The organism is Pseudomonas sp. LBUM1664 (assembly GCF_059695895.1).
On the sequence record NZ_CP166791.1, the window covers coordinates 3840808 to 3862432 of the forward strand.

At 56.4% G+C, this 21625-nt stretch carries 24 protein-coding genes and 4 pseudogenes; 14 read left to right on the top strand and 14 right to left on the bottom strand.

All coding sequences use genetic code 11. The features are described from left to right. Positions 1-2: 2 nt before the first annotated feature. Both ACA047_RS17765 and ACA047_RS17770 read right to left on the bottom strand, forming a co-directional pair. The gene (locus tag ACA047_RS17765; protein WP_497351472.1) at positions 3-1340 is read right to left on the bottom strand and encodes an alginate export family protein; all 1338 of its coding nucleotides are present in this window, start codon (positions 1338-1340) and stop codon (positions 3-5) included. A 118-nt stretch (positions 1341-1458) separates the two neighbouring features. Beyond that, positions 1459-2721 carry a serine hydrolase domain-containing protein gene (locus tag ACA047_RS17770; protein WP_497351474.1) on the bottom strand — a complete coding sequence of 421 codons (1263 nt, stop codon included), beginning with the start codon at positions 2719-2721 and terminating at the stop codon, positions 1459-1461. A gap of 121 nt (positions 2722-2842) precedes the next feature. Here ACA047_RS17770 and ACA047_RS17775 point away from each other — a divergent pair. The 11 genes and pseudogenes from ACA047_RS17775 to tnpC (ACA047_RS17825) form a co-directional block, all read left to right on the top strand. Continuing rightward, positions 2843-3127: pseudogene (locus tag ACA047_RS17775) on the top strand (pectate lyase family protein); the annotation flags it as partial. A gap of 11 nt (positions 3128-3138) precedes the next feature. Further along, entirely contained in the window at positions 3139-3306 is a 168-nt protein-coding gene (locus tag ACA047_RS17780) for a hypothetical protein (protein WP_497351476.1), read from the top strand. A gap of 150 nt (positions 3307-3456) precedes the next feature. After that, positions 3457-4062, top strand: a pseudogene (locus tag ACA047_RS17785) (transposase); the annotation flags it as partial. 51 nt (positions 4063-4113) lie between these two features. Beyond that, positions 4114-4329: a hypothetical protein gene (locus ACA047_RS17790; protein WP_497360428.1), complete on the top strand. Its 216-nt coding sequence runs from the start codon at positions 4114-4116 to the stop codon at positions 4327-4329. Between the two features lie 206 nt (positions 4330-4535). After that, the gene (locus ACA047_RS17795) at positions 4536-4826 is read left to right on the top strand and encodes a type II toxin-antitoxin system ParD family antitoxin (RefSeq protein WP_497351478.1); all 291 of its coding nucleotides are present in this window, start codon (positions 4536-4538) and stop codon (positions 4824-4826) included. A 17-nt stretch (positions 4827-4843) separates the two neighbouring features. Then, positions 4844-5183, top strand: a pseudogene (locus ACA047_RS17800) (type II toxin-antitoxin system RelE/ParE family toxin). Positions 5184-5624: 441 nt separating this feature from the next. Further along, positions 5625-6374, top strand: coding sequence for a hypothetical protein (locus ACA047_RS17805; RefSeq protein WP_497351480.1), 750 nt, complete (start codon positions 5625-5627; stop codon positions 6372-6374). Positions 6375-6480: 106 nt separating this feature from the next. Continuing rightward, positions 6481-6681 carry a transposase gene (locus ACA047_RS17810; RefSeq protein ID WP_497351482.1) on the top strand — a complete coding sequence of 67 codons (201 nt, stop codon included), beginning with the start codon at positions 6481-6483 and terminating at the stop codon, positions 6679-6681. Between the two features lie 59 nt (positions 6682-6740). After that, positions 6741-7058, top strand: coding sequence for an IS66-like element accessory protein TnpA (tnpA, locus tag ACA047_RS17815; RefSeq protein WP_497351484.1), 318 nt, complete (start codon positions 6741-6743; stop codon positions 7056-7058). A 35-nt stretch (positions 7059-7093) separates the two neighbouring features. Further along, positions 7094-7390: an IS66 family insertion sequence element accessory protein TnpB gene (gene tnpB / locus ACA047_RS17820; protein WP_497351486.1), complete on the top strand. Its 297-nt coding sequence runs from the start codon at positions 7094-7096 to the stop codon at positions 7388-7390. A 61-nt stretch (positions 7391-7451) separates the two neighbouring features. Next, the gene (tnpC, locus tag ACA047_RS17825) at positions 7452-9038 is read left to right on the top strand and encodes an IS66 family transposase (RefSeq protein ID WP_497351488.1); all 1587 of its coding nucleotides are present in this window, start codon (positions 7452-7454) and stop codon (positions 9036-9038) included. A gap of 973 nt (positions 9039-10011) precedes the next feature. Here tnpC (ACA047_RS17825) and tnpC (ACA047_RS17830) read toward each other — a convergent pair. The 3 genes from tnpC (ACA047_RS17830) to tnpA (ACA047_RS17840) all read right to left on the bottom strand — a co-directional run bounded on the left by tnpC (ACA047_RS17830) (position 10012) and on the right by tnpA (ACA047_RS17840) (position 12305). Next, positions 10012-11559 carry an IS66 family transposase gene (tnpC, locus tag ACA047_RS17830; RefSeq protein ID WP_201189251.1) on the bottom strand — a complete coding sequence of 516 codons (1548 nt, stop codon included), beginning with the start codon at positions 11557-11559 and terminating at the stop codon, positions 10012-10014. Positions 11560-11640: 81 nt separating this feature from the next. Then, on the bottom strand, positions 11641-11976 hold the full coding sequence (gene tnpB / locus ACA047_RS17835) for an IS66 family insertion sequence element accessory protein TnpB (protein WP_201189253.1): 336 nt from the start codon (positions 11974-11976) through the stop codon (positions 11641-11643). Next, positions 11973-12305 carry an IS66-like element accessory protein TnpA gene (gene tnpA, locus ACA047_RS17840; RefSeq protein WP_207203826.1) on the bottom strand — a complete coding sequence of 111 codons (333 nt, stop codon included), beginning with the start codon at positions 12303-12305 and terminating at the stop codon, positions 11973-11975. Before tnpA (ACA047_RS17840) ends, tnpB (ACA047_RS17835) begins: the two co-directional genes overlap by 4 nt. 195 nt (positions 12306-12500) lie before the next feature. On the opposite strand from tnpA (ACA047_RS17840), the gene ACA047_RS17845 reads away from it, so the two are divergent. Continuing rightward, on the top strand, positions 12501-12908 hold the full coding sequence (locus ACA047_RS17845; protein WP_265028914.1) for a DUF3224 domain-containing protein: 408 nt from the start codon (positions 12501-12503) through the stop codon (positions 12906-12908). Positions 12909-13038: 130 nt separating this feature from the next. On the opposite strand, the gene ACA047_RS17850 is transcribed toward ACA047_RS17845, so the two are convergent. From ACA047_RS17850 to tnpA (ACA047_RS17890), 9 genes and pseudogenes are all read right to left on the bottom strand, one after another. Further along, the gene (locus ACA047_RS17850; RefSeq protein WP_019579374.1) at positions 13039-13347 is read right to left on the bottom strand and encodes a hypothetical protein; all 309 of its coding nucleotides are present in this window, start codon (positions 13345-13347) and stop codon (positions 13039-13041) included. Positions 13348-13391: 44 nt separating this feature from the next. Continuing rightward, entirely contained in the window at positions 13392-14105 is a 714-nt protein-coding gene (locus ACA047_RS17855; protein ID WP_497351491.1) for a helix-turn-helix transcriptional regulator, read from the bottom strand. Next, complete coding sequence (locus ACA047_RS17860) at positions 14098-14352, bottom strand: helix-hairpin-helix domain-containing protein (protein WP_497351493.1); 255 nt, start codon at positions 14350-14352, stop codon at positions 14098-14100. Before ACA047_RS17860 ends, ACA047_RS17855 begins: the two co-directional genes overlap by 8 nt. Positions 14353-14584: 232 nt before the next feature. Then, complete coding sequence (locus tag ACA047_RS17865; protein ID WP_237235708.1) at positions 14585-15196, bottom strand: hypothetical protein; 612 nt, start codon at positions 15194-15196, stop codon at positions 14585-14587. Positions 15197-16151: 955 nt separating this feature from the next. Then, on the bottom strand, positions 16152-17090 hold the full coding sequence (locus tag ACA047_RS17870; RefSeq protein ID WP_497351496.1) for an AraC family transcriptional regulator: 939 nt from the start codon (positions 17088-17090) through the stop codon (positions 16152-16154). Positions 17091-17112: 22 nt separating this feature from the next. Continuing rightward, a complete protein-coding gene (locus ACA047_RS17875) occupies positions 17113-17946 on the bottom strand; it encodes an oxidoreductase (protein ID WP_497351498.1) in 834 nt (277 codons plus the stop codon). A 146-nt stretch (positions 17947-18092) separates the two neighbouring features. After that, positions 18093-19618 (bottom strand): annotated as a pseudogene (tnpC, locus tag ACA047_RS17880) (IS66 family transposase). 50 nt (positions 19619-19668) lie between these two features. Next, positions 19669-20028: an IS66 family insertion sequence element accessory protein TnpB gene (gene tnpB, locus ACA047_RS17885; RefSeq protein WP_497351500.1), complete on the bottom strand. Its 360-nt coding sequence runs from the start codon at positions 20026-20028 to the stop codon at positions 19669-19671. After that, positions 20001-20318 carry an IS66-like element accessory protein TnpA gene (gene tnpA / locus ACA047_RS17890; protein ID WP_497351502.1) on the bottom strand — a complete coding sequence of 106 codons (318 nt, stop codon included), beginning with the start codon at positions 20316-20318 and terminating at the stop codon, positions 20001-20003. The genes tnpB (ACA047_RS17885) and tnpA (ACA047_RS17890) overlap by 28 nt, the downstream gene beginning before the upstream one ends. A 220-nt stretch (positions 20319-20538) precedes the next feature. On the opposite strand from tnpA (ACA047_RS17890), the gene ACA047_RS17895 reads away from it, so the two are divergent. Together ACA047_RS17895 and ACA047_RS17900 are read left to right on the top strand one after the other, a co-directional pair. Further along, positions 20539-20769, top strand: coding sequence for an AlpA family phage regulatory protein (locus ACA047_RS17895; RefSeq protein ID WP_497351504.1), 231 nt, complete (start codon positions 20539-20541; stop codon positions 20767-20769). Positions 20770-20773: 4 nt separating this feature from the next. Further along, the gene (locus ACA047_RS17900; RefSeq protein WP_497351506.1) at positions 20774-21616 is read left to right on the top strand and encodes a ParA family protein; all 843 of its coding nucleotides are present in this window, start codon (positions 20774-20776) and stop codon (positions 21614-21616) included. Positions 21617-21625: the final 9 nt, after the last annotated feature.

Consider the following 21625-nt stretch of genomic DNA (forward strand, 5'->3'; position numbering starts at 1 on the left):
ACTTAATAGCGGTAGGTGAAATACAGTTCCAGCGCACTGAACGTCTGGTCATCGCCGAATACCTGTTTGGCGGCGGCCAGTGGCTTGACCCAGTTGTAGGACAGCGACGTATAGAACGACGGCGTGGGCGTCCAGTCGAGGAAAACCACACTTTCGTCAGCAAAACGCCGATCGCTGACCGGTGCGCCCATGTAGTTTTTCTCGTCCAGCCAGAACTGGTAGTGAATCGCGCCGAGGGTCAGGGTTTCGTTAAGGTGGGTCTTGAGGGAGAACTGCTGGACGTTTTCGTTGCTGTTGAACAGCAGGTAGTTGCCGACCACGTCCCCGACCAGCCACGTGCTCCAGTCGACGAAGCCTTTGCTCAGTGGGTCCCAGGCTTTTTGTCGGTTGTCGGTGAGGTTGTCGTCGCCGGAAAAGCTCGCGTAGCGGTAGCCGAGGACCGGCGTCAGCGGCAAGGTATTGAAGGCATAGTCGGCCTGGGCATACCAGGCGTTGGCATCGTAGTCGACACCCTCGCCGCTGCCGCGCTCCAGCGCGTACTCGGCATTCAGCGTCAGCGCCTGTACGCCGGGCACCTTGGCGTTGAGCGCCCGCAGGTTGTACACCTGCATCCCGTCCCGACGGCGCGGGAGCGTACTGCCTCTGGGGCCAAGGGCATTGACCTTCATGGCCATGGCCCCCAGCGTCACCTGGTCATCGACGGTGTAATCGACGTTGACGCCGGTCATGCGGAAATCGCCCAAGTCATCATCGGTACGCAAGGTGAAGGCCTGAGACTTCAGCGCGCCATGATCCCAGGCCAGGATCGCCGAATCCTTGAAGGCGGTTCGCGGGCCGAGCCAGTAGGCGGCATCCTTGTACTGGTCGAGGTTGCCGTCCATGACGATGAACCCCGTACCGATCATGTAGTTCTGGCGGCCGGCGGTGAACTTCCACTCGCCGGCGCGAAAACCGCCGTAGAGTTCTTCGGCTGCGACCTTGCCGTCGGAGCTGCGGCTGAAGCCACCCGCATCGCCATCGCCGAACGTGCTCGCCCCCACCAGGGAACCGCCCGCCAGCAGGCTGAAATCCGGTTGCAGCGCATACTCGAGTTTGACCCCCGGTTTTACGTAGACCTCTTGCCAGTTGATCCTGGCGCCGCCGTTTTTACCGTTGCGCGCATCGACCTGGCCGCTGCCGAAGTTGACGCCACGGGTAAACAGCGTCGCCCCTCCCACTGTGAGATTGACTTCACCCTTGAGGTTGCCGTCCTCAAAGGTGTAGCCCGCCAGCGCGACGTGGGTGGTCAAGGGTAAGCCGAGCGCTAACAGCGCTCGGGAAAAACGCTTGGTGAAAACCATAAGAAGCTCCTGTGGAATTATTGTTGTTACAGGGCAGTCAATGGCGACGCAGGGCGCCGCACAACACCTGGGCAAGCCAGGTGAATAGAACGCAAGACTCTTATTTTTTTGGCGTGGATCAGTGACTCAGGTGGGCAGCGATCGCGCGCAGCATGCGCACGCTGTCGGTATCGAACGGGCTGACCGCATCGGTGAGCGACGATTGCTTGACGATCACCACGCCGGACGGCTTGTCGATGAACAGGTATTGGCCGTGGATCCCTCCGGCCATCAGGGCTTGGCTGTGGTCGTTGAACACGTACCACTGGCTGCGATAGGACGCACCCGGCGTCCAGCTAGAGAACTCGGCATTTTGCGCGTAGATCGCCGGATTAGAACCGGCGGCAATACGGGCCACGGTCTCGGGCGACAGCAGCTCAACTCCGTCCTGGCGACCGTCGTTCGCCAGCAGGCGGCCGAAACGTGCCATGTCTCTCAAGGTGGCACTGAAGCCCGCCCCGGCAACGTTACGGCCCCAGGGATCGGCCATGAAATAACCGTCGCGGTCGCACCCCAAACGCCCCCAGATCTCTTCCAGCATCTGACTGCACGCCTTGCCCGAGGCACGCTCCATGACCCATGCCAGGACTTCGGTGGTTGCGGTCACGTAATGGAAAAACCCACCGTGGCTGCCGCGCTTCTTGAGAGACGGCAAGTACTGGTACAACGAGTCGAACTGGGCGTACTGCGCCGGTGCCGGTTGAAAGCCGCAGGCATAACCATACTGCGAGCTCTCAGAGCTGGGATCGTCATACACCTCGCTGTAGTCGATGCCCACCGCCATATCGAACAACTGACGCACCGTGGCATCACCAAATGCACTGCCCACCAGCTCAGGCACGTAGTACGCGGCGGGCAGCTCGGGCTTGAGCATGCCGTTGGAAACCAGCTGTTCGCCGAGGGTGCCGATCAGCGACTTGGTCACCGAGAACATGATGTGCCGGTCATCCGCGCGCTGGCCGTTGAAGTAGCGCTCGAACAACACCGTGTCGCCCTGCATCACCAAAAAGGCGTCGGTCTGGCTGGCCACAAGGTGTTCGATAACGCTGATGCTCAGCCCACACTCGCTGTCGAAATACAGGCGGTCCAGCGCTTTGGGCGCTTCCTTGAGCTGACCGGCAGGCCTTGAACCCGCCGCCACATCAATCGTGGGACGCAGCCGTGCCAGATGACGGAACCCCCACTGACTGAAGGGCGCGCGCATCCAGTTGTGCCACGTTACTCGGTGTTTCGGCTCCGCCGGGAAGCCCTGCATCAGCACAGGTGCCACGCGGGTTGCAAAGGACGAATCATTGGCCTCGACGTAAAGAGTCGCCAGTACAGACGGGGTTTTAAGACTCATCGGGATAACCCTGAAAATGACTCTGCATGAGAGCAGATGCACAGGAATAATTATCCGATATTTTATTTTAGTCAATAAAACATTTTACTCGTTATCTATACGATCAATTGTACGACAGCAAACCAGTGGCAAGGAGGTTCCCTCGAGAAACGCCCATGGCGTGGGCAAGAACTCGAAGATCTTTTCCGAGCGCAATGCCTTCGAGATCAGCGGTATCAGCGGTTGCGACAAGATCGCCGGCGATTACGGTGGCAGCGTCTACCTTGACACCGGCTCAATCCTCAACGGCAGCGCATTGAGCTGCTCGTGGAGTTCAAGCATCGGCTGGAGCCCGCCGTACAGCTGCACCCCGCTGGCCGCCGATAAGGTCGCCGCCGACGTCAAGGCCAAGGCCGGCGCGAACTGAGAACACCAAGCTTGAGCGATGACGAGCAGCCCGACGGTCTCTCGGCAATCAGCGTTCGCAGCTCCGACAAGCACGATTTTCAGCTGAATGTCATTCATAACGCAGCGCTGCCCGAAAACGGTTTGCAGCGTGTGCGCTGGTGGCTGGACGTTGACACGCTGCGGGGCTGCAACCGGTAAATTGAATCGCCCCTCGTTTTATAGATTCATTCGAAGGTCGGCTTCTGGCCGATTTCAGCCTGTCACGACCGGCTGAAAACGACCCAGGCTGTGTGAAAACACCTGCAATTGTCTAATCTTCTGATCGTCGAGATCGTAGCGGGGGCGATCATGAAGCGATTTATTGAAGGTGAGGCTCGGACGCAAGTCACCTTGCTGCCGGAGTGTCTGGACGATTACGTAACCGAAGAAAATCCAGTCCGGGTGGTCGACGTTTTCGTCGATGAACTCGACCTGGGTGCACTTGGGTTTGAAGGTGTTGATCCTGCCGCAACTGGTCGTCCGGCCTACCACCCAACGGTGTTGCTGAAGATCTATATCTACGGCTACCTCAATCGGATTCAGTCCAGCCGCCGGCTTGAGCGTGAGGCCGAGCGCAACGTCGAGTTGATGTGGCTAACGGGACGTTTGGCTCCGGACTTCAAAACCATTGCCGACTTTCGCAAAGACAACGGCAAAGCCATTCGCAACGTATGCCGCCAGTTCGTAGTTCTTTGCCGCAACCTCAATCTCTTCTCTCAGTCGATCATCGCCATCGACGGCAGCAAATTCAAAGCCGTCAATAATCGCGACCGCAACTTCACTCAGGGCAAGGTGAAGGCACGCATGCAGCAGATCGAGCAGAGCATTGATCGCTATCTGGCGGCGATGGATTCGGCGGATCGGGCAACGCCCGAAGTGGCCGAGGCCAAAGCAGAGCGGCTTAAAGAAAAGATAGTCCGCCCTCCCCGCTGCTACGCTTTGGACTCCTCGATTGGAGTCGAAGCAATGCCAACTGAATACTCACTATCTGATGTCCTTGAGCGTCTGTACCAAAACCAGCTCGCCTTAGAGGCGGCCGTGATGGAGTTGACCTTGAGGGCTGAGCGCCAGGGTGCGACGGACACTGGCGACAATGTCCGAGGTGCGCTGCAAACGATCGGGGAGAACGCCGGACACATCAAACAAGGCTTGGCCAAACTGAAGGCACAAGGCCCACACTAACCAAGCTGTCCTCTACGTCCCGCCTGCAACAGCCTTTTTGGATTTTGTGCGCATGCAGTCCGGGTCAGCACGCGCTGTTCGGCGCAAAGGATGACCCCGTACGACACAGTTCATAAGATACAAATCCCAAACGATGTGCTCGCGGGTAAAATGGCATAATATGCCAATGATCGAAAGAACCTGTTTGCCAAAAGCTGGAGCTCATTATGGCGACGCGAAACGTTGTGCTCACCCCTCACCAGGAACAGGTTATCCAGGACCTGGTGCAGTCCGGCCGTTATCAGAATGCCAGCGAAGTGATGCGAGAAGGTTTGCGTCTATTGGAACAGCGCGTCGCCGAAGACACCGCCAAAATTGAGGCCCTGCGTCAGGCGACCTCGATCGGCATCATGGACCTTGAGCACGGGCGCTTTACTCAGGTGAACGAAGGGGATCTGGAGCGTTACCTCGAGGGCTTGAGCCTGGAGGCAACGATCCCCGCGAGAGAGAAACACTGAGCATGTCGTAGTATCGGATTTCCAACGCGGAGCGCGCCGACATTGTCGACATCCTCAGGCTCTCCCAGACGCAGTTCGGCGATCAAGCACGCCAGCGCTACCAGGCGCTGATCCTCGCGGCGCTGCAAGCTATTCGGCACGCCTTATCGCATTGGCAGCCACGACCGTGATGAGCTTGCACCGGGCCTTCGCAGCTATCACCTTATCTATTCACGCCAGCAAGCGAGACACCCCCATGGAATGGTCAAAAGCCCACGCCATATCGTGTTTTATCGCGTGGCAAGCGACGACGTGATCGAGGTCGTCAGACTTCTTCATGACGCCATGGAAGTGCAACTGCACCTGCCCAACGACTGATCACAGAACTGGCCAAGAGGCTTCAGTGCCCATGAAGAGCGAATGTGAAACACACGCTCTACATCTGAACCTGAGCACCCAGCACTGTCGCCCGATTCGGCGATAAATTGAAAGGGAGGCCGTGTGAAGCGGCCATGATGATTATGGGCGCCCGGCTTACTGCTTGAACCTAACGCGAAATCGATTGTCTCCAAACTGAGCATTTTACCTAATAGAGAAAACGCTCTTCTGAATCTAGAAGTGGGCAAATAAAATTAGGTGGCGGGTACCAGCCCTCCAGCCGAAGATTAGACCATGCATGAAGACCATATATTAGTGATAGGTAAATGGAATGACCTCACCGAGTGAAAAAACGGAGTAAACAGCTACTGCAATCAGCTGCGTTGATATAAAGCTGCTCCGCGGGAGGCCTATCCATTAGGAATGGAGGTCCATCTGCACATGTCCGTTTATGTTTTCAATCCTCATACTAGAACCTTCTATCGGCCCATAGATGCGGCACTACGTTGGTGCAATCTCATCCGTTACGAAACACAGATAGTGCAAGCTGCATGGTCTTGTCCCGAGAAACTTGCCTCCCTGTTCCCCCAATGGCCAGCTCTTCACGCAACTACGGAAAAAATCTATGATGCGGTACGTAATGGAGAATTACCGTATGGTTGCCTCGGCATTTCGGTTCCTATGGGTACTTACGTGGAGACCGATCAATTAACGATACGCCACTCCGATTTGCGCCAGTGGATGCAGATTTACTATCCCGATCAGAAGCCGGGCTTTCTGTTTGAGGCAGGCAGAGACGCTCATGAAAAAGTCAGTTTAGGAACCTTCCTCGCGCTACAAGCAGAGCGGGATGCCGTCCTGCGAGAGCTGAATACACTACAGCATCACCATCGAGATGTTTTAGACGATCTTCAAGCGATAGGGCTTGAACGAGATGAGCTCAAAGCATTGGTCAAAACGCATGGGCAACTCAGCGAGCGTAGCGAACTCACATATCAAAATATCATCGGTGTTTTAGTCAACCTCTTCCTGGACCACTCACCCGCTGGAAAACCTCTCTCCGTATTCAAGAATCAAGCTGCAATCGTCGATGCTATTATCGCACGCTATAGAGATGTGCCCGGCCTCAGCAAGCGAACTCTGGACGAAAAGTTCGCCGCCGCTAATCGCAGCCTCAAAAAAAGCAAATAGGCCGTAACCGTCCGGCCAACACACCTTCCTGACACCGTCGCTTGAGGCGATGGTGTCCACCTAAATTTAAGTGGACACCATTTTTAGCCTTTTTAAGCGGACGCCCATGCCACAAGAACGTCGTTCCTATTCCAAGTCCTTCAAGGCCCAGGTCATTGCCGAATGTGCGCAGCCTGACACCTCGATTGCCAATGTCGCCTTGACCTACAACCTCAATGCCAACCTCGTCCATAAATGGATTCGGGTGCATGCGCAGAAAAACCTGGGTAAGCGTCCAGCCAACACACCTTCCGAACTCCAGCGTTAAGGGCGATGGTGTCCGCGTATTTTTAAGCGGACGCGATAGCCCTTAACGTCAGGATTTCCATGCGCCAACGAAGCTCTTACCCGAAACCGTTCAAAGCCCAGGTTGTTCAGGAATGTCTGCAACCAGGCGCAATACTATCCAGCGTTGCCATCAGCCACGGCATCAATGCCAACGTTATCCGCAAGTGGCTACCGCTTTATCGAGATCAGCTACCAGCGGCGTTGCCGGCTTTCGTTCCGTTGAAAGCTACGCCTAAACGGCAGGTGGAAGCGTTGGCGACCATTGAGTTGCCGCTTGGCGAGCAATCGATCACAGTGAAATGGCCAACGTCCGATCCTGACGGCTGCGCCCGCTTTGTCCGTGGACTCACTCAATGATTCGCATCGACGCCATCTGGCTCGCCACCTAGCCCATGGACATGCGTGCCGGCACTGAAACTGCGCTGGCCAGGGTGATCGCGGTGTTCGGTGCGGCGAAGCCGCACTGTGCTTATCTGTTCGCCAACCGCCGCGCCACTCGTATGAAAGTGCTGGTGCATGACGGGATTGGCGTCTGGCTGGCTGCTCGCCGGTTGAACCAAGGCAAGTTTCACTGGCCCGGTATTCGAAATGGCTGCGATGTGGAGCTGGATACAGAGCAACTTCAGGCCTTGGTGCTCGGTCTGCCTTGGCAACGCGTTGGGGCTGGCGGTGCAATCACACTGCTCTAACGCCCGCCATTAGCCCATTGGTCTATCGCCGCAAACGGCTTGCTCTGGCAAAATTCGCGGCATGACTTCATCGCCCAATCTCGACCAAATGTCCCCTGACCAACTGCGTGCCCTCGCGGCGCAGTTGCTGTCCCAGGTTGATTCTCTCGGGCAGCAAGTCGACCGGATGGGCAAGAAGAACGACCGCGACCAAACCATCATCGAGCAGCTCACCCACGAAATCGCCTGGTTCAAACGTAACAAGTTTGCCAAGCGCAGTGAGCAACTGAGCCCTGCCCAAGGCAGCCTGCTCGACGACCTGCTCGACACCGACATCGCGGCCATCGAAGCCGAACTGAAGGCGTTGAATCCGCTGGCTGCGCCGGCCGAACCACGCAAGCAGCCCAAGCGTGTTTCCTTGCCAGCGCAGTTTCCGCGTACCGTGATTTATCACGAACCCGACACCACCCAGTGCGCCTGCGGCTGCCAGCTCCAGCGCATCGGCGAAGACGTCAGCGAGAAGCTGGATTACATCCCGGGCGTGTTCACCGTCGAGCAGCATGTGCGCGGGAAATGGGTCTGCCGCAAATGTGAAACGCTGACTCAGGCTCCGGTTCCGGCCCAGGTAATCGACAAGGGCATCCCGACCGCTGGGCTGCTGGCTCACGTGATGGTAGCCAAGTTCGCCGACCATTTGCCGCTGTATCGGCAAGAGAATATCTTTGGCCGCGCCGGCCTGGCTATCGCCCGCTCGACACTGGCGCAGTGGGTCGGCCAAACTGGCGTGCAGCTCCAACCCTTGGTCGACGCACTGCGCGAAACAGTGCTTGCTCAAGGCGTGATCCACGCTGACGAAACGCCGGTGCAGATGCTCGCGCCGGGCGAGAAGAAAACCCATCGCGCTTATGTCTGGGCCTACTGCACTACGCCTTTTTCGGCGCTCAAGGCAGTGGTGTACGACTTCAGCCCAAGCCGTGCGGGCGAACATGCACGCAACTTTCTTGGCCAGTGGAATGGCAAGCTGGTTTGCGATGATTTTGCCGGCTACAAAGCCAGCTTCCAGCAAGGCATCACCGAAATCGGCTGCCTGGCCCACGCCCGCCGCAAGTTTTTCGATTTGCACGCGACGAATAAAAGCCAACTGGCTGAGCAGGCGCTGCACTCAATTGGCGGGTTGTACGAAATTGAACGGCAAGCGCGGGAAATGACCGACGAAAATCGCTGGCGAATACGCCAGGAAAAAGCGGCCCCCATTATCGACGCACTGCATACCTGGATGTTGGCCCAGCGCGATCTTGTGCCCGAAGGGTCGGCTATCGCGAAAGCTCTGGATTACAGCCTCAAACGCTGGACGGCACTGACTCGATATCTCGAGGACGGGGCTGTGCCCATAGATAATAACGCTGTCGAAAATCAGATAAGGCCGTGGGCACTTGGACGCTCGAACTGGTTGTTCGCCGGGTCGCTACGCAGCGGTAAGCGGGCAGCTGCGATCATGAGCTTGATCCAGTCAGCCCGCATGAATGGGCATGATCCTTATGCGTATCTCAAAGATGTGCTGACGCGCCTGCCGACGCAGCGAGCGAGTGAGATCGACCAACTGCTGCCACAGCAGTATGCGTCCGGGCATCCCGTCTTGCACCCTGGGAGAGCAGGAAAACAGAGGTAACACATGGGTCAGTTCGTATAATTACATTAGACGGTGTTTTAACTGATTTCTGTCCCCCAAATTTGGCACTGATTCGAGAGTGTTTTCAGCCACCCTCCATCGGTTTGCCGGAATTCAATTGGCCATGTTTTAGCTTTGGCTTGGCCCCCCTTGCGTGACCAGGCAACCGGAGCCCCATGCTGGTTTGACCAGTGCAGGCGTGAATGAACCTGAATTGGGTCCATGTGCGCCACGACAATATCGCCTTCGGTGCGATATGAGTGCTGATCTGGGTTGTGTCGGGGCGTTAGGGGTGGCGTCCGGGTTGAGATGGTGTGGCGTAGGTGCGTCTACGGTGCTTTCAGTTTGAAAGTCGTCGAGAAATAGACGGTGTTTTTTAGGTGCGGATTAGGGCTCGCTGAGTGCTCAGTGGGTGCTTATAAGGGTTGGGTGAGTGTGGTGCGGGGCGTTCCTGGGTTTATATGGATCGGTGATGGTGCCGGTCGGGGCAGAGCGCGCACCCAAAGCACCCAAACTGCCAAGAAGGATGTTGACGGAGGGAAGCCTGCTCGGTTCCCTCCGAAAATAGCTGAGTTGTCCGAGAATTTTGCGGAACAGTTTCGTGTGTCGATCATCACGAGAGGCGACACGTTGCTGCACCTGATTGACCACTACATACGGCGAACCTTCGACAACGGGCGGAGGATGCCGCCTCAAGTTTGCAAAAGGCTATCGACCTCTTCCCCGTTGTTAGCGAAGGGCTTCGCTACCCCGTCAAGGTCACCAGGAGCGCCGGGAAATCTCTACCTTGCGCTCAGAAGCAAAGGTGGTGGCACAGACTCGTTGGCCTGGCTGATGGAAATCGAAACGGGGCAGCTATCCGCATATTGATTCCATTGATTGGCCAGGCGGGTGCAGAACAGATGCTCGATGCGCTGAATAAAGTGCAGGAGGTTTCGGATGAAAGTGCGGCCGGGCATACCGTCTTGCGCAACTAAACCGGTTGCCATCTATGCGGCAGCAGTTCGGCAATCGCACTCGCCCGCTGCGTCGGCAGGCGCGTGAGGACGTCCTTCAAATAAGCATACGGATCATGTCCGTTGAGCCGTGCCGATTGGATCAAGCTCATGATCGCGGCTGCACGTTTGCCACTGCGCAGTGACCCAGCGAACAGCCAATTTTTGCGACCTAACGCCCATGGCCGAATCTGGTTCTCGGCCCAATTATTGTCAATGGGTACGGCACCGTCATCGAGATAGCGCGACAGCGCCGTCCAACGTTTGAGGCTGTAATCCAGAGCCTTGCTAATAGCCGAGCCGTCGTGCACGAGCTGGCGCTGGGCGATCATCCAGGCATGCAAAGCGTCCATCACCGGTACGGCTTTTTCTTGCCGTATTCGGCGGCGTAAATCCGGTTCCAGGTCGCGGACTTCATGCTCTATTTCGTACAGCCGCTGGATGTACCTCAAGGCCTGCTCGGCAAGCTGGCTCTTGTTGGTGGCGTGCAGCTCGAAGAACTTGCGCCGCGCATGAGCCATGCAGCCGATCTCGGTCACGCCGAGTTCAAAGCTGGCCTTGTAGCCGCCAAAATCATCGCAGACCAGCTTGCCCTTCCAGTCTTGCAGGAAGTTGCGGGCGTGTTCTCCGGCGCGGCTAGGGCTGAAGTCGTAAACCACCGCCGCCAATTCCGAGAACTGGCTGGTGGCGTAGGCCCAGACATAGGCTCGATGGGTTTTCTTCGCACCCGGCGTGAGCATCTGCACCGGCGTTTCATCGGCGTGGATTACGCCATGTTCGAGGACAGTATTACGCAGGGCATCGACCAGCGGCTGTAACTGCACGCCACAGTTGCCGACCCATTGCGCCAGGGTCGAACGCGCGATAGCCAAACCGGCTCGACCAAAAATCGATTCCTGGCGATAGAGCGGTAGATGGTCGGCGAACTTCGCGATCATGACGTGGGCCAGCAGCCCCGCGGTCGGGATGCCTTTGTCGATGACCTGCGCCGGAACCGGTGCCTGGATCAGGGTTTCGCACTGATCGCAGACCCACTTGCCACGGATGTGCCGCTCAACGGTGAACACGCCCGGCGTGTAGTCGAGTTTCTCGCTGACATCCTCGCCGATACGCTTGAGAGCGCAGCCGCACTGGCAATGGCTGTTGTCGGGTTCGTGGTGGATCAGAGTGCGCGGAAACTGCGGCGGCAAGGCGGTGCGTTTAGGTTTTTGCCGAACCTCGGTCGAAGCGGGAGCAAGTTTCAGCGCTTCAAGTTCAGCCTCGATGGCCGCAATGTCGGTGTCGATCAGGTCATCGAGCAGGCTGGCTTGATCCGGGCTCAGTTGCTCGCTGCGCTTGGCAAACTTGAAGCGCTTGAGTTGCGCAATCTCGTGGGTCAGCTTTTCGATAACCGTTTGGTCGCGGTGGATCTTCTTACCCATTGTCTCGATTTTCTGATCGAGACTCTCGACACGCTGCATCAACTGCGCCGCCAGAGCACGCAGTTGTTCAGGGTTTAGTTGGTCGAGATTGGGCAGTGAAGTCATGCCGCCGATTTTGCCAGAGCAGGCTAAAACCGACGATAGGCTCATCGGACAATTGCACGGCCTGGGTGGCCATGGCAGGTGTTATACGATGGAAATCGCGCTGCCAGGCCCGACTCTTTGCCAAGGCAAACCCAGCACCAGGGCATGTAGCTGTTCGGCACCCAATTCTATCTGAGAGCCGTGTCGAGAACCCGGCCAGAAGAACTTGCCTTGATGCAGGCGGCGCGCTACCAGCCAGATACCCAACCCGTCGTGCACCAGCACCTTGATGCGCGTGGCGCGGCGATTGGCAAACAGATAAGCACAGTGCGGCTGCGCCGCACCGAACACTGCAACCACCCGCGCCAGCGCGGTTTCGGTGCCGGCGCGCATGTCCATCGGCTCGGTGGCGAGCCAGATGGAGTCGATGCGGATCATCGCAACAGGTCTCGCAGAAAGGTGGCGCAGGCAGCGGCGCTTTCGGTCGGCCAGTTCACTTTCACGGTGCCGCGCGGGTGTGGGATTTCGAGGCAGATAGTCGATGACGCGGCTTGCGAATTTGCTCCGGCTAACTGCAAGGGCAGCGGAATGAAAGCAGGTTGCAGCGCCATGGCTTTCTGCGTTTGCACTCGAATCCATTTATGGACGAGGTTCGCGTTGAGGCTGTGGCTCAGCGCAACGCTGGCAATCGAGGCCCCGGGCTGGGAGCACTCTTGAATGACCTGGGCCTTGAAGGATTTGGAGTAGGAACGGCGTTGTGGCTGCATGAAAGACCCGCTTAAAAGGCTAGAAATGGTGTCCACTTAAATCAGGTGGACACCATCGCCTTTGGCGTCGGGGTCAGGAAGGTGTGTTGGCCGGACGCATACCCACAGCATTGGGTCTCGGCCTGACGTCCTCAACGTGAGGGTGCTCTTGCATTAGAATGACCGCTCAACTCATATGGAACAGGACTGATCCGAATGGAAGCGCGAGCCACTTTTTCCGCCAAGAATTTCAAACCAACTGACCTGACTCCCACGCCCGAAATTACAACAGGCTTACCAGTGTCGATCAGCTCCATGGAAAAGTCCTATACAGGAGCTATCGATGGTATTTCTTCAACAGCCTTTACTGCGGCGTTCGACCAAGCGTCAAGAAGGGGCAGCTACATCGCGATGGAGAGCTTCAAGGGTACGGTGAATGGGGTAGAGGGTTCCTTTAACTTCATTCATTCCGCCTCCACTACCGGAATTGATCGTGCAGATGAGTTTTTCTGCATAGTTGGAGGCAGTGGTACGGATGGTTTGAAAGGGATATCAGGGTCAGGAGGGATCACAATTGACACCGATGGAACGCACCATATTTGGTTGAATTACCACCTCGAATAATTTAACAAACCGTAAAGGGCATCGCCCCTGACGCATCAGGCAGGTGTCTTCGCTAGGTGCTTACTGACGACACCGATACCTGACAGCAAAGGCATCGGTGTCTCTTGCCTGCTCTGGCAGTCTGTCGGGGTCAACTCATCTCTGGAACGAGGTGACTCATGAACGTCAGGTTTTCAATAGCGTACATATACTCAGAGAATCTCGGATCTCCATCGTTGAACGCCTTTGCCACTTTTTGTGCGTTCTCAAGACTGTCCCACATTGCTAAGTCCGCGAAGATTCGGTCGTCGCTCATAGGGCAGTAGGCACGGTACTCGATCAAACCAGGAAAGGTCTTTAACGTTTCACGAAGCCCTGCGCGGAGCACAGGCACTTGCGCAACGCATTCCTGTTTGACCTTGAAAATGGCTAATTCGAGTACATGAGATGAGTGCTGCATAGGGATGACCTTCTGTGTGTTAAGGAGTCCCAATTATCAGTGGCTCATACTGACAGCGTAGTGTCAGTAGTGGTGATAGCTTTCCACTGGCTTGCCTGGTGCTTCATATACGCTTGGAGATCAAGGGCAGGATTGTCGGGTGATGGTTGTTGGGCAATAGCGATGGAGGCTATGCGATCGACCCGAAAATCACGGTAAGCCGCCCTGGCACTACACCAGCTTCCAACTGTCCACTTTCCTCCCCAGTAGAAAAGGCCAAGGGGGGAAATGAGGCGTTGCGAAACCGCACCGTCCAAGCTGGTATAAGTTATCTTCAGCGCCTGAGCGTTTTCGATGGCATTTCGAAGGGTTGCCAGATGGCCACGCGTCGAGGAAGGTGTTGTTCCAAGTGCCCTGATTTTTGCCGTGCTGGGGTCAACCTTGTGATGGACTATGGACGCTGAGATTTTGCTCAACAACATCCTTGCAGCAGCACTTAGATCGTTATCGGCGGAAGCTGAAAGCATTTCCATCCCGAGCATCAATGCATCCAGTTCGAGCCTGTTCAACGTTAAAGGCGGCATCTCAAAATCGGCATCCAAGGCATACCCCACGCCAGCGGTACCATAGATTGGGATTCCACTGAAGGAAAGGTCGTCGATGTATCGATAGATTGAGCGAACGGAAACGCCAATTCGGCTAGCCAGTCGTTCAGCAGAGATTGGCTGATGGACACGAATCAGGTTTACCAATTGAAATAAGCGATCAGCTTTACGCACTAGGTGTGCTCAACTGAGATTCCTTTGCAAGCTCAATGGCCGCGTTAATGGCGGCCCGAGCTTGGGGGCTATTCTTCCAGCAAGTCGATCCCACTGCTGCCGATGCCTGAGCCAGGATGTCACAAGCATTCGCTTTGCTGAGCACAGCTAGCGAGTCAATGCCCATCTGCTCAAGGCGAGCGATAACGGCCGGCCCTACGCCCTTTAGGGCCAACAAGGCATTATGTTCCGTCAGTGGAAATGGCATCCGTAAACTCCTTTTATCGGCCAATGAAGCACCCGGAGTTTGCCCGACGGGAGAGGGCATCTCAATAGATGGCTCCATCGCCCTAAGCGCAGGCATCAGGAGACACTTACGATGCAGCTGCCAACCCAGCGCGCGAGTGAGATCGAGCATTTGCTGCCGCATCGGTGGATACCGGCCTGACTAAAGTAGAGCGATTCGGTCGCACGCTTGTCGGAAGCAAACTATCGCCTGCTCAATCTGGCAATGCCTTAGCAATTGCCGCTTCAAGCATAGGTTTGGCTGCGTCATGCAAGAGCTGGCCGTGAGCGCCTACGACATGTTCGAAATCAAGCCTCAGAAGCCTCTCGAAGTCGGCGACAAGGCTGCCCCCCTCCGGCGTGACGCGTTTCAGCCAAGGGCCGCCAATAAGTAGCGTCAGCTTAAAACCCATCATTCGCAGTACGCATCTGCTAAGGAAAGTCGTGTAACTCCAGTCGGCCCAATATTGAATGCTATCCGTGGCGATGAGCAGTTTTAGATTCTTCAGCAAAAGGCACGCCTCAGGGTATTTGGCCGCTTCATACACGAAAAACTGTGCATCAGGCATCGGCGGAGACGCTGCGGCGTTGATCACATGGTTTGCCATAGGCACCTTGTAAGTCTCCGGTCGAGATTGACACCAGAACTCCGCCTGATATCGGTCAACGTAAAACCGATCGTCTAGGCCATGGAAATCTCCTAGACGCAGGACATGGCGAACATTACCTAGTGCATCCAGCTGACTTAGTGCGGCATCGCTCAGGCGCACTGGGTTGATGAGGGTCAATTCATCGCCACTTTTGACAATGACCATGTTTCGGTTCATACGCATTCCAGGGCCGATCCTGATGCTGCCATGAACTAAGTAAACGTTGTGGAAAATAGGAGTGATAGGGTCATGGGGGAACGCGGGTGGGTACACTGACTATTCCTTGTGAAGTTATCCTTACTCACTGCTTGGCGAATCCTTATCTACCCAAGCGTGACGCCGTACCTTACCTTGGGACGTCCTACGCATCCATAGCTGACCCAGCCAGCAATGTTCAGGATCCTATCTTGACCGTTGCACGGTGAGGTTCGGGGCGACTGCACCTCATCGCAGATCCTGCTCAGTACAGGTAGGCGCCTTCACCTGACGGTTACTCATACTCATAAATGGAGCGAATCACAATCGGACTGGATTGGTGAGCGCTACGTCCCGAATAGGGCGATTCCAAGCGATGGGTGAGAGTAGGAATACTACGATAAGGAAAGCTACCTGGGACAGGTAGAACGGCTCCAGCCACTGTTGCTTCAATGCGACGTAAAAAGTGTTATGGGCTACGTCGACCAAAATAATCGCTACCGTAAGCACGATTCCGGCTCTTGGTTTGATGAAAAGTAGCAGTGCTGCAAGCGGGTCAAAAAACGTAAGCGCCCCCCAGAAAATACGGCTGGCCAAGTAAGTGCTAGGCCCGTATCCGTAGTCCCAGAACAATCCATACGAAACGTCTGCACGGATGTGATTAGCGGTTGCGATGAAAAGGCAGCATGCGAACAAAATTCTGACGGCGAATGACAATCTTGGCATAGCGTTATCTACATTCGTGAAATACGCCCTGCATGATAGCGGGATCAACCAACGACGCTAGCAGTTGCAAACTGGGAAGGTGTGATCGCTGAACGCTTACTTCGAAACAGACGAGGATTCCATCCAAAGCCAGTCGTTTCGTAATATGCGTCCGGCCGACACACCTTCCTGACCTCGATGCCAAAAGTGGCGCAACGGGGGAGAACCATCGCTAATGCGACGAGACGTAAATAGATGGCGTGGACGGCGCAGGCAGTGCATAAGTCTCCCTCATCCATTCGATCTCTGCGTGGGGAGTTCGCCCAAAGAAACGTTTGAATTCGCGGCTGAATTGAGAGGCGCTCACATAGCCTACATTGAACGCTGCCGTCGAAGCGGTCACCGCGTTGCGTAGCATAAGCAATCGTGCCTGGTGCAGGCGCGTCGACTTCAGATACTGCATCGGCGACAAGTCCGTCACTCTGCGAAAGTGTAGATGAAAACTGGGCACACTCATATTCGCCTCTTGGGCAAGTGACACCACATCCAAGCGCTCTTGATAGCAACAGTGGATCTTGCGGATCGCGCGAGTGACCTTACCGAAATGACCCTGACTATTTAGCGCAGCTCGCATTGAGCCACCCTGAGCGCCGGTCAAGATCCGATAGTAGATCTCGCGCACCAGCGACGGTCCAAGTATTTGTGCTTCTATCGGATTGCTCATCGCCTCGAGAAATCGCTGCGTCGAGGCGCGCAGCAAGTCGTCCATTGGCGAGGCGTACATGCCCTTGGGCTGGGCACAACTTGGCCCCAGCGCTTCATCCACTTGAAGCATCAGTTCACTGGCAAGCTGGAAATTCAGGCGCATGTAGACCGCTAGCATCGGTTCTGCTTCGCTGGCGTCGGTCTCCATGGTGAAAGGAACGGGTACGGACACCACAAGGTAGTGCTGAGGGTCGTAAATGTAGACGTCATCGCCTAAATAGCCGCGCTTGCGCCCTTGGCACAGGATCACTATACCGGGGTCGTACAAAACCGGAGTGCGGGCCAGCGGCCGGTTTGAACGCAAAAAGCGAATCTCCTCCAACTCGCTCAGATTGTAGCCCTCGACCGGCGCGAGCTTTTCCATCAAAAGCACCATGTCTGAACTCCCTGGATCGGCCTGAGCCATTGACGTCCCCTATGCTTACTGCTCAACCGTCAGTTGAACGGGTTAGTGCTTCCCATTGATCAATCTCACTAGCCGCCCGATTCAGCTGGTTACGTACCAGACCCAGCGCGTCACTACCCAAGAGTAAGTGTGCCGGTGGCGTCGGGCTGGCAATAACCTGCAACATTGCTAGCGCAGCCTTGTGCGGATCACCAAGCTGTTTTCCGCTCTTATCTTCGCGCGCTTTGCGCACCGGATCGAAGCTGGCATCGTAATCGGCGATGCTCCGTGGGGTGCGCTGCATCGAACGACCGGCCCAGTCAGTGCGAAACGAGCCAGGCGCTACGGCGGTCACAAAGATGTTAAAAGGCAAAAGCTCTTTGCTCAAGGTATCGGAGATACCTTCGAGAGCAAACTTGCTACCACAATAGTACGCAATACCCGGCATCGTAATTGTGCCGCCCATGGAGGTGATGTTGAGGATGTGACCCGCGCGACGCTTACGAAAATAAGGCACGAAAGCTTTAGTCACCGCGACCGCGCCGAACACGTTGACGTCGAATTGGCGACGCATGTCCTCCAGTGGCGACTCTTCGAAGATGCCCTCGTGACCGTAGCCGGCGTTGTTGACCAACACGTCGACTGGGCCGTGGGTTGCTTCAACATCAGCGACTACGCTGTCGATACGAGCGAAGTCAGTGACATCCAGAATTACCCCATGAGCATGATCCACGCAAAGCGCCTGAAAGTCCTGCAACGCGGCTTCACTACGCACGGTACCTATTACACGGTGGCCCGCAGCAAGAGCTTCATGCGCCAGTGCTTTGCCAAAGCCACTGCTGACGCCCGTGATGAATAGGGTTTTTCTGCTGTTCATGGTGAACTCCGATAAGTAGGTACGGAGCGATGATATCTGTCTAGAACTAGGTCACCTACGCCGGTTTGTCTTGGCGCATTGCCTATTCCTATTAGGATCGACAATTATGGATGATAATATGCATCCGGGCATGACGTCTTGCGTGATTAAAACCGCTGCCACTTATGCGGAAGCAACTGCTCGATTTCACTCGCCCGTTGCGTCGGCAGCCGCGCCAGCACATCCTTGAGATAAGCATACGGATCATGCCCATTGATGCGCGCCGACTGGATCAGGCTCATGATCGCCGCCGCCCGCTTGCCGCTGCGCAGCGATCCCGCAAACAACCAGTTAGACCGCCCAGGCGCCCACGGCCGGATCAGGTTCTCGATCTGGTTATTGTCGATGGGCACAGCACCATCTTGCAGGTAACGCGTCAGCGCTACCCAGCGTTTGAGGCTGTAATCCAGAGCCTTGGCCGTGGCCGAACCCTCGGGCACAAGTTCACGCTGAGCCAACATCCACTCATGCAGTTTTTCAGCGATGGGTACCGCTGTTTCCTGGCGTAATCGCCAACGGTCTTCGTCGCTCATTTCCTTGGCATGTCGCTCGACTTCGTACAGCCCGCCAATCGAGTGAAGCGCCTGCTCCGCCAACTGACTTTTATTCGCCACATGCAGGTCGAAGAACTTGCGGCGCGCATGGGCCATGCAACCGATTTCGGTGATGCCCAGCTCGAAGCTGGCCTTGTAACCGGCGAAGTCGTCGCAGACCAGTTTACCGTTCCACGTGCCCAGGAAGTTGCGGGCATGCTCGCCCGCTCGGCTCGGGCTGAAGTCGTAAACAACGGCCCTGAGCGCCGAAACAAGCGTTGTGCTATAGGCCCAGACGTAAGCACGGTGGGTTTTCTTCTCTCCTGGAGCCAGCATTTGTACCGGTGTTTCATCGGCATGTACCACGCGCTGGGCCAGCACCGCTTCGCGCAGCGCATCGACCAGCGGCTGGAGGTGCACGCCGGTTTGTCCCACCCACTGTGCAAGTGTCGAACGCGGTATGGCCAGGCCGGCCCGGCCGAAGATCTTTTCCTGTCGATACAGCGGCAGGTGGTCGGCGAACTTCGCCACCATCACATGCGCCAGCAGGCCGGCGGTGGGGATGCCCTTGTCGATCACCTGTGGTGGTACCGGCGCCTGGATCAGCGTTTCGCACTGCCGACAGGCCCATTTCCCACGAACGTGCTGCTCAACCGTGAACACGCCCGGCGTGTAGTCCAGCTTCTCGCTGACGTCTTCACCGACGCGCTGAAGCTGGCAGCCGCACGCGCACTGGGTGTTGTCCAGCTCGTGATGGATCACAGTGCGTGGGAACTGCGGTGGCAACGGCGCACGCTTGGGTTGCTGGCGTGGCTCTGCCTGCGCGGGTGGGGATGAAGTGCTTTTAACTCGGCCTCAATGGCTTCGAGGTCGGTATTGAGTAGGTCATCCAGCAAGCTGCCTTGCGCCGGGCTGATCTGCTCGCTGCGTTTGGCGAACTTGTGCCGCTTGAGAATGGCGATTTCGTGAGTGAGCTGCTCGATGATCGTCTCATCACGATGGATCTTTCTGCCCATGGTGTCGACCTTGGACATCAACTGCGCAGCCAGCGCGCGCAGTTGTTCAGGGGGCATTTGGTCGAGTTCGGGCAAGGAAGTCATGCCGTGGATTTTACCAAAGCAGTCCTCCGGTCACAGCTAAAAGCCAGGTATTAGAGCAATGTAATTGCGCCGCCTGCACCTACTCGTTGCCAAGGCAATCCAAGTACCAGCGCCTGGAGTTGTTCGGGGTCGAGTTCGACCTCCGTCCCACGATGGATGCCTGGCCAATGAAACTTACCTTGGTTCAAGCGCCGTGCCGCCAGCCAGACACCAATTCCGTCGTGAATCAGCACTTTCATTCGGTTGGCCCGTCGATTGGCAAAGAGATAAGCGCAGTGCGGCTTCGCCGCACCGAACACGGCAACCACCCGGGCCAGTGCAGTGTCAGTGCCGGCCCGCATGTCCATGGGCTCGGTAGCGAGCCAGATGGAGTCGATGCGAATCATTGGGCCAGGCCACGAATAAAACATGCGCAGCCGTCCGGATCCGAGGCTGGCCATTTAACTGTGATGGATTTATCGCCCAGAGGCAGCGAGATGATCACCATTTCTTCTGATGCGCGCCTTGGTACTGCTTTTACGGGAACGAAAGCTGGCAGGGTTGTGGGTGATTTATCCCGATAAATCGGTAGCCACTTGCGGATCACGTTGGCGTTGATGCCGTGGTGGATGGCTACGCTGGAGATCGTCGCTCCTGGTTTCAGGCATTCCTGGACGACCTGGGCTTTGAACGGTTTGGGGTAAGAGCTTCGTTGGCGCATGGAAATCCTGGCGATAAGGGCGATCGCGTCCGCTTAAATATACGCGGACACCATCGCCCTTAATGCTGGAGTTCGGTAGGTGACTTGGCCGGACGCTTACAATAGGCCGCAATATTGCACTGCAGTTCTCCCCATTGCAGTGCAATGACTCCCCCACTTTTCTGCTATTCAATTCAGGTCACTTCCCATCACGCGCCAATCGGCGCCAGGAGTGACCAGCATGTCCAGCCAATCCGCCGCCATTACTGAAGTACGTCAACCGCAGGTCGAACGCCACATCATGCGGCGCGAAGAAGTTGAACGAAAAACCGGCTTCAAGCGGGCTCACATCTACAACCTGATGAAGGAAGGGAAATTCCCTCAGGCCAAGCGTATTGGATTGCGTGCTGTGGGCTGGGACTCACTGGAGATCGACCGGTGGGTTACCGAACGCTTGGCGCAGCAGGGCTGATGTCATGCGCGTGATCTCGGTGGTTTCCACCAAAGGTGGGGTAGGCAAAACTACAGTAGCAGCCAACCTCGGCGGTCTGCTGGCGGATGCGGGTCTACGCGTCTTACTGCTCGATTTGGATAACCAACCCACCCTCTCCAGCTACTACGCGTTGAGTCACGAGGCTATCGCCGGTGCGTACGAGTTCATTGCGGTCAACCAGACAGATCCTGCACAGATAATTTCCACGACGGTGGTCGAAGGGCTCGACCTGATCATCTCCAACGACGATCAAGGCCAGCTGAGTACATTGCTGCTGCACGCCCCTGATGGGCGATTACGGCTGCGCAACTTGCTCGACAATTTCCGATCCAGTTATGACCTGCTTTTGATCAACACCCAAGGCGCACGTAGCGTGCTGCTGGAGATGGCCATTTTGGCCTCCGATCTCGCCGTCTCTCCCATCACTCCAGAAATGCTCGCTGCACGCGAGCTACGTCGCGGCACCCTTAAGCTGTTCAGCGAACTAGAACCGTTCCGTCACCTGGGCATTACACCGCCACCGTTGCGGCTGCTACTGAACCAAGTGAACGCCCGGCTGATGGACACCCGGATGATCATCCGGGGACTGCGCGATACCTTCGCTACGGCTACCAATATCTCGGTCCTAGACACGGTAGTACCAGACCGAGTGGCGTATCTCAACGCCGCATCGCTCGGACTACCGGTGCACCGAATTGAGACTCGCCAGTCACTTGAACGACGCTCGTTATCAGCACTTGAAACCATGCAAGCGCTGGGCACCGAACTGTTTCCGGAGTGGTGGGAAGCAATCTCCACGGTAAGCAGGTACGCGGAGGTTCAATGAGACGAATCG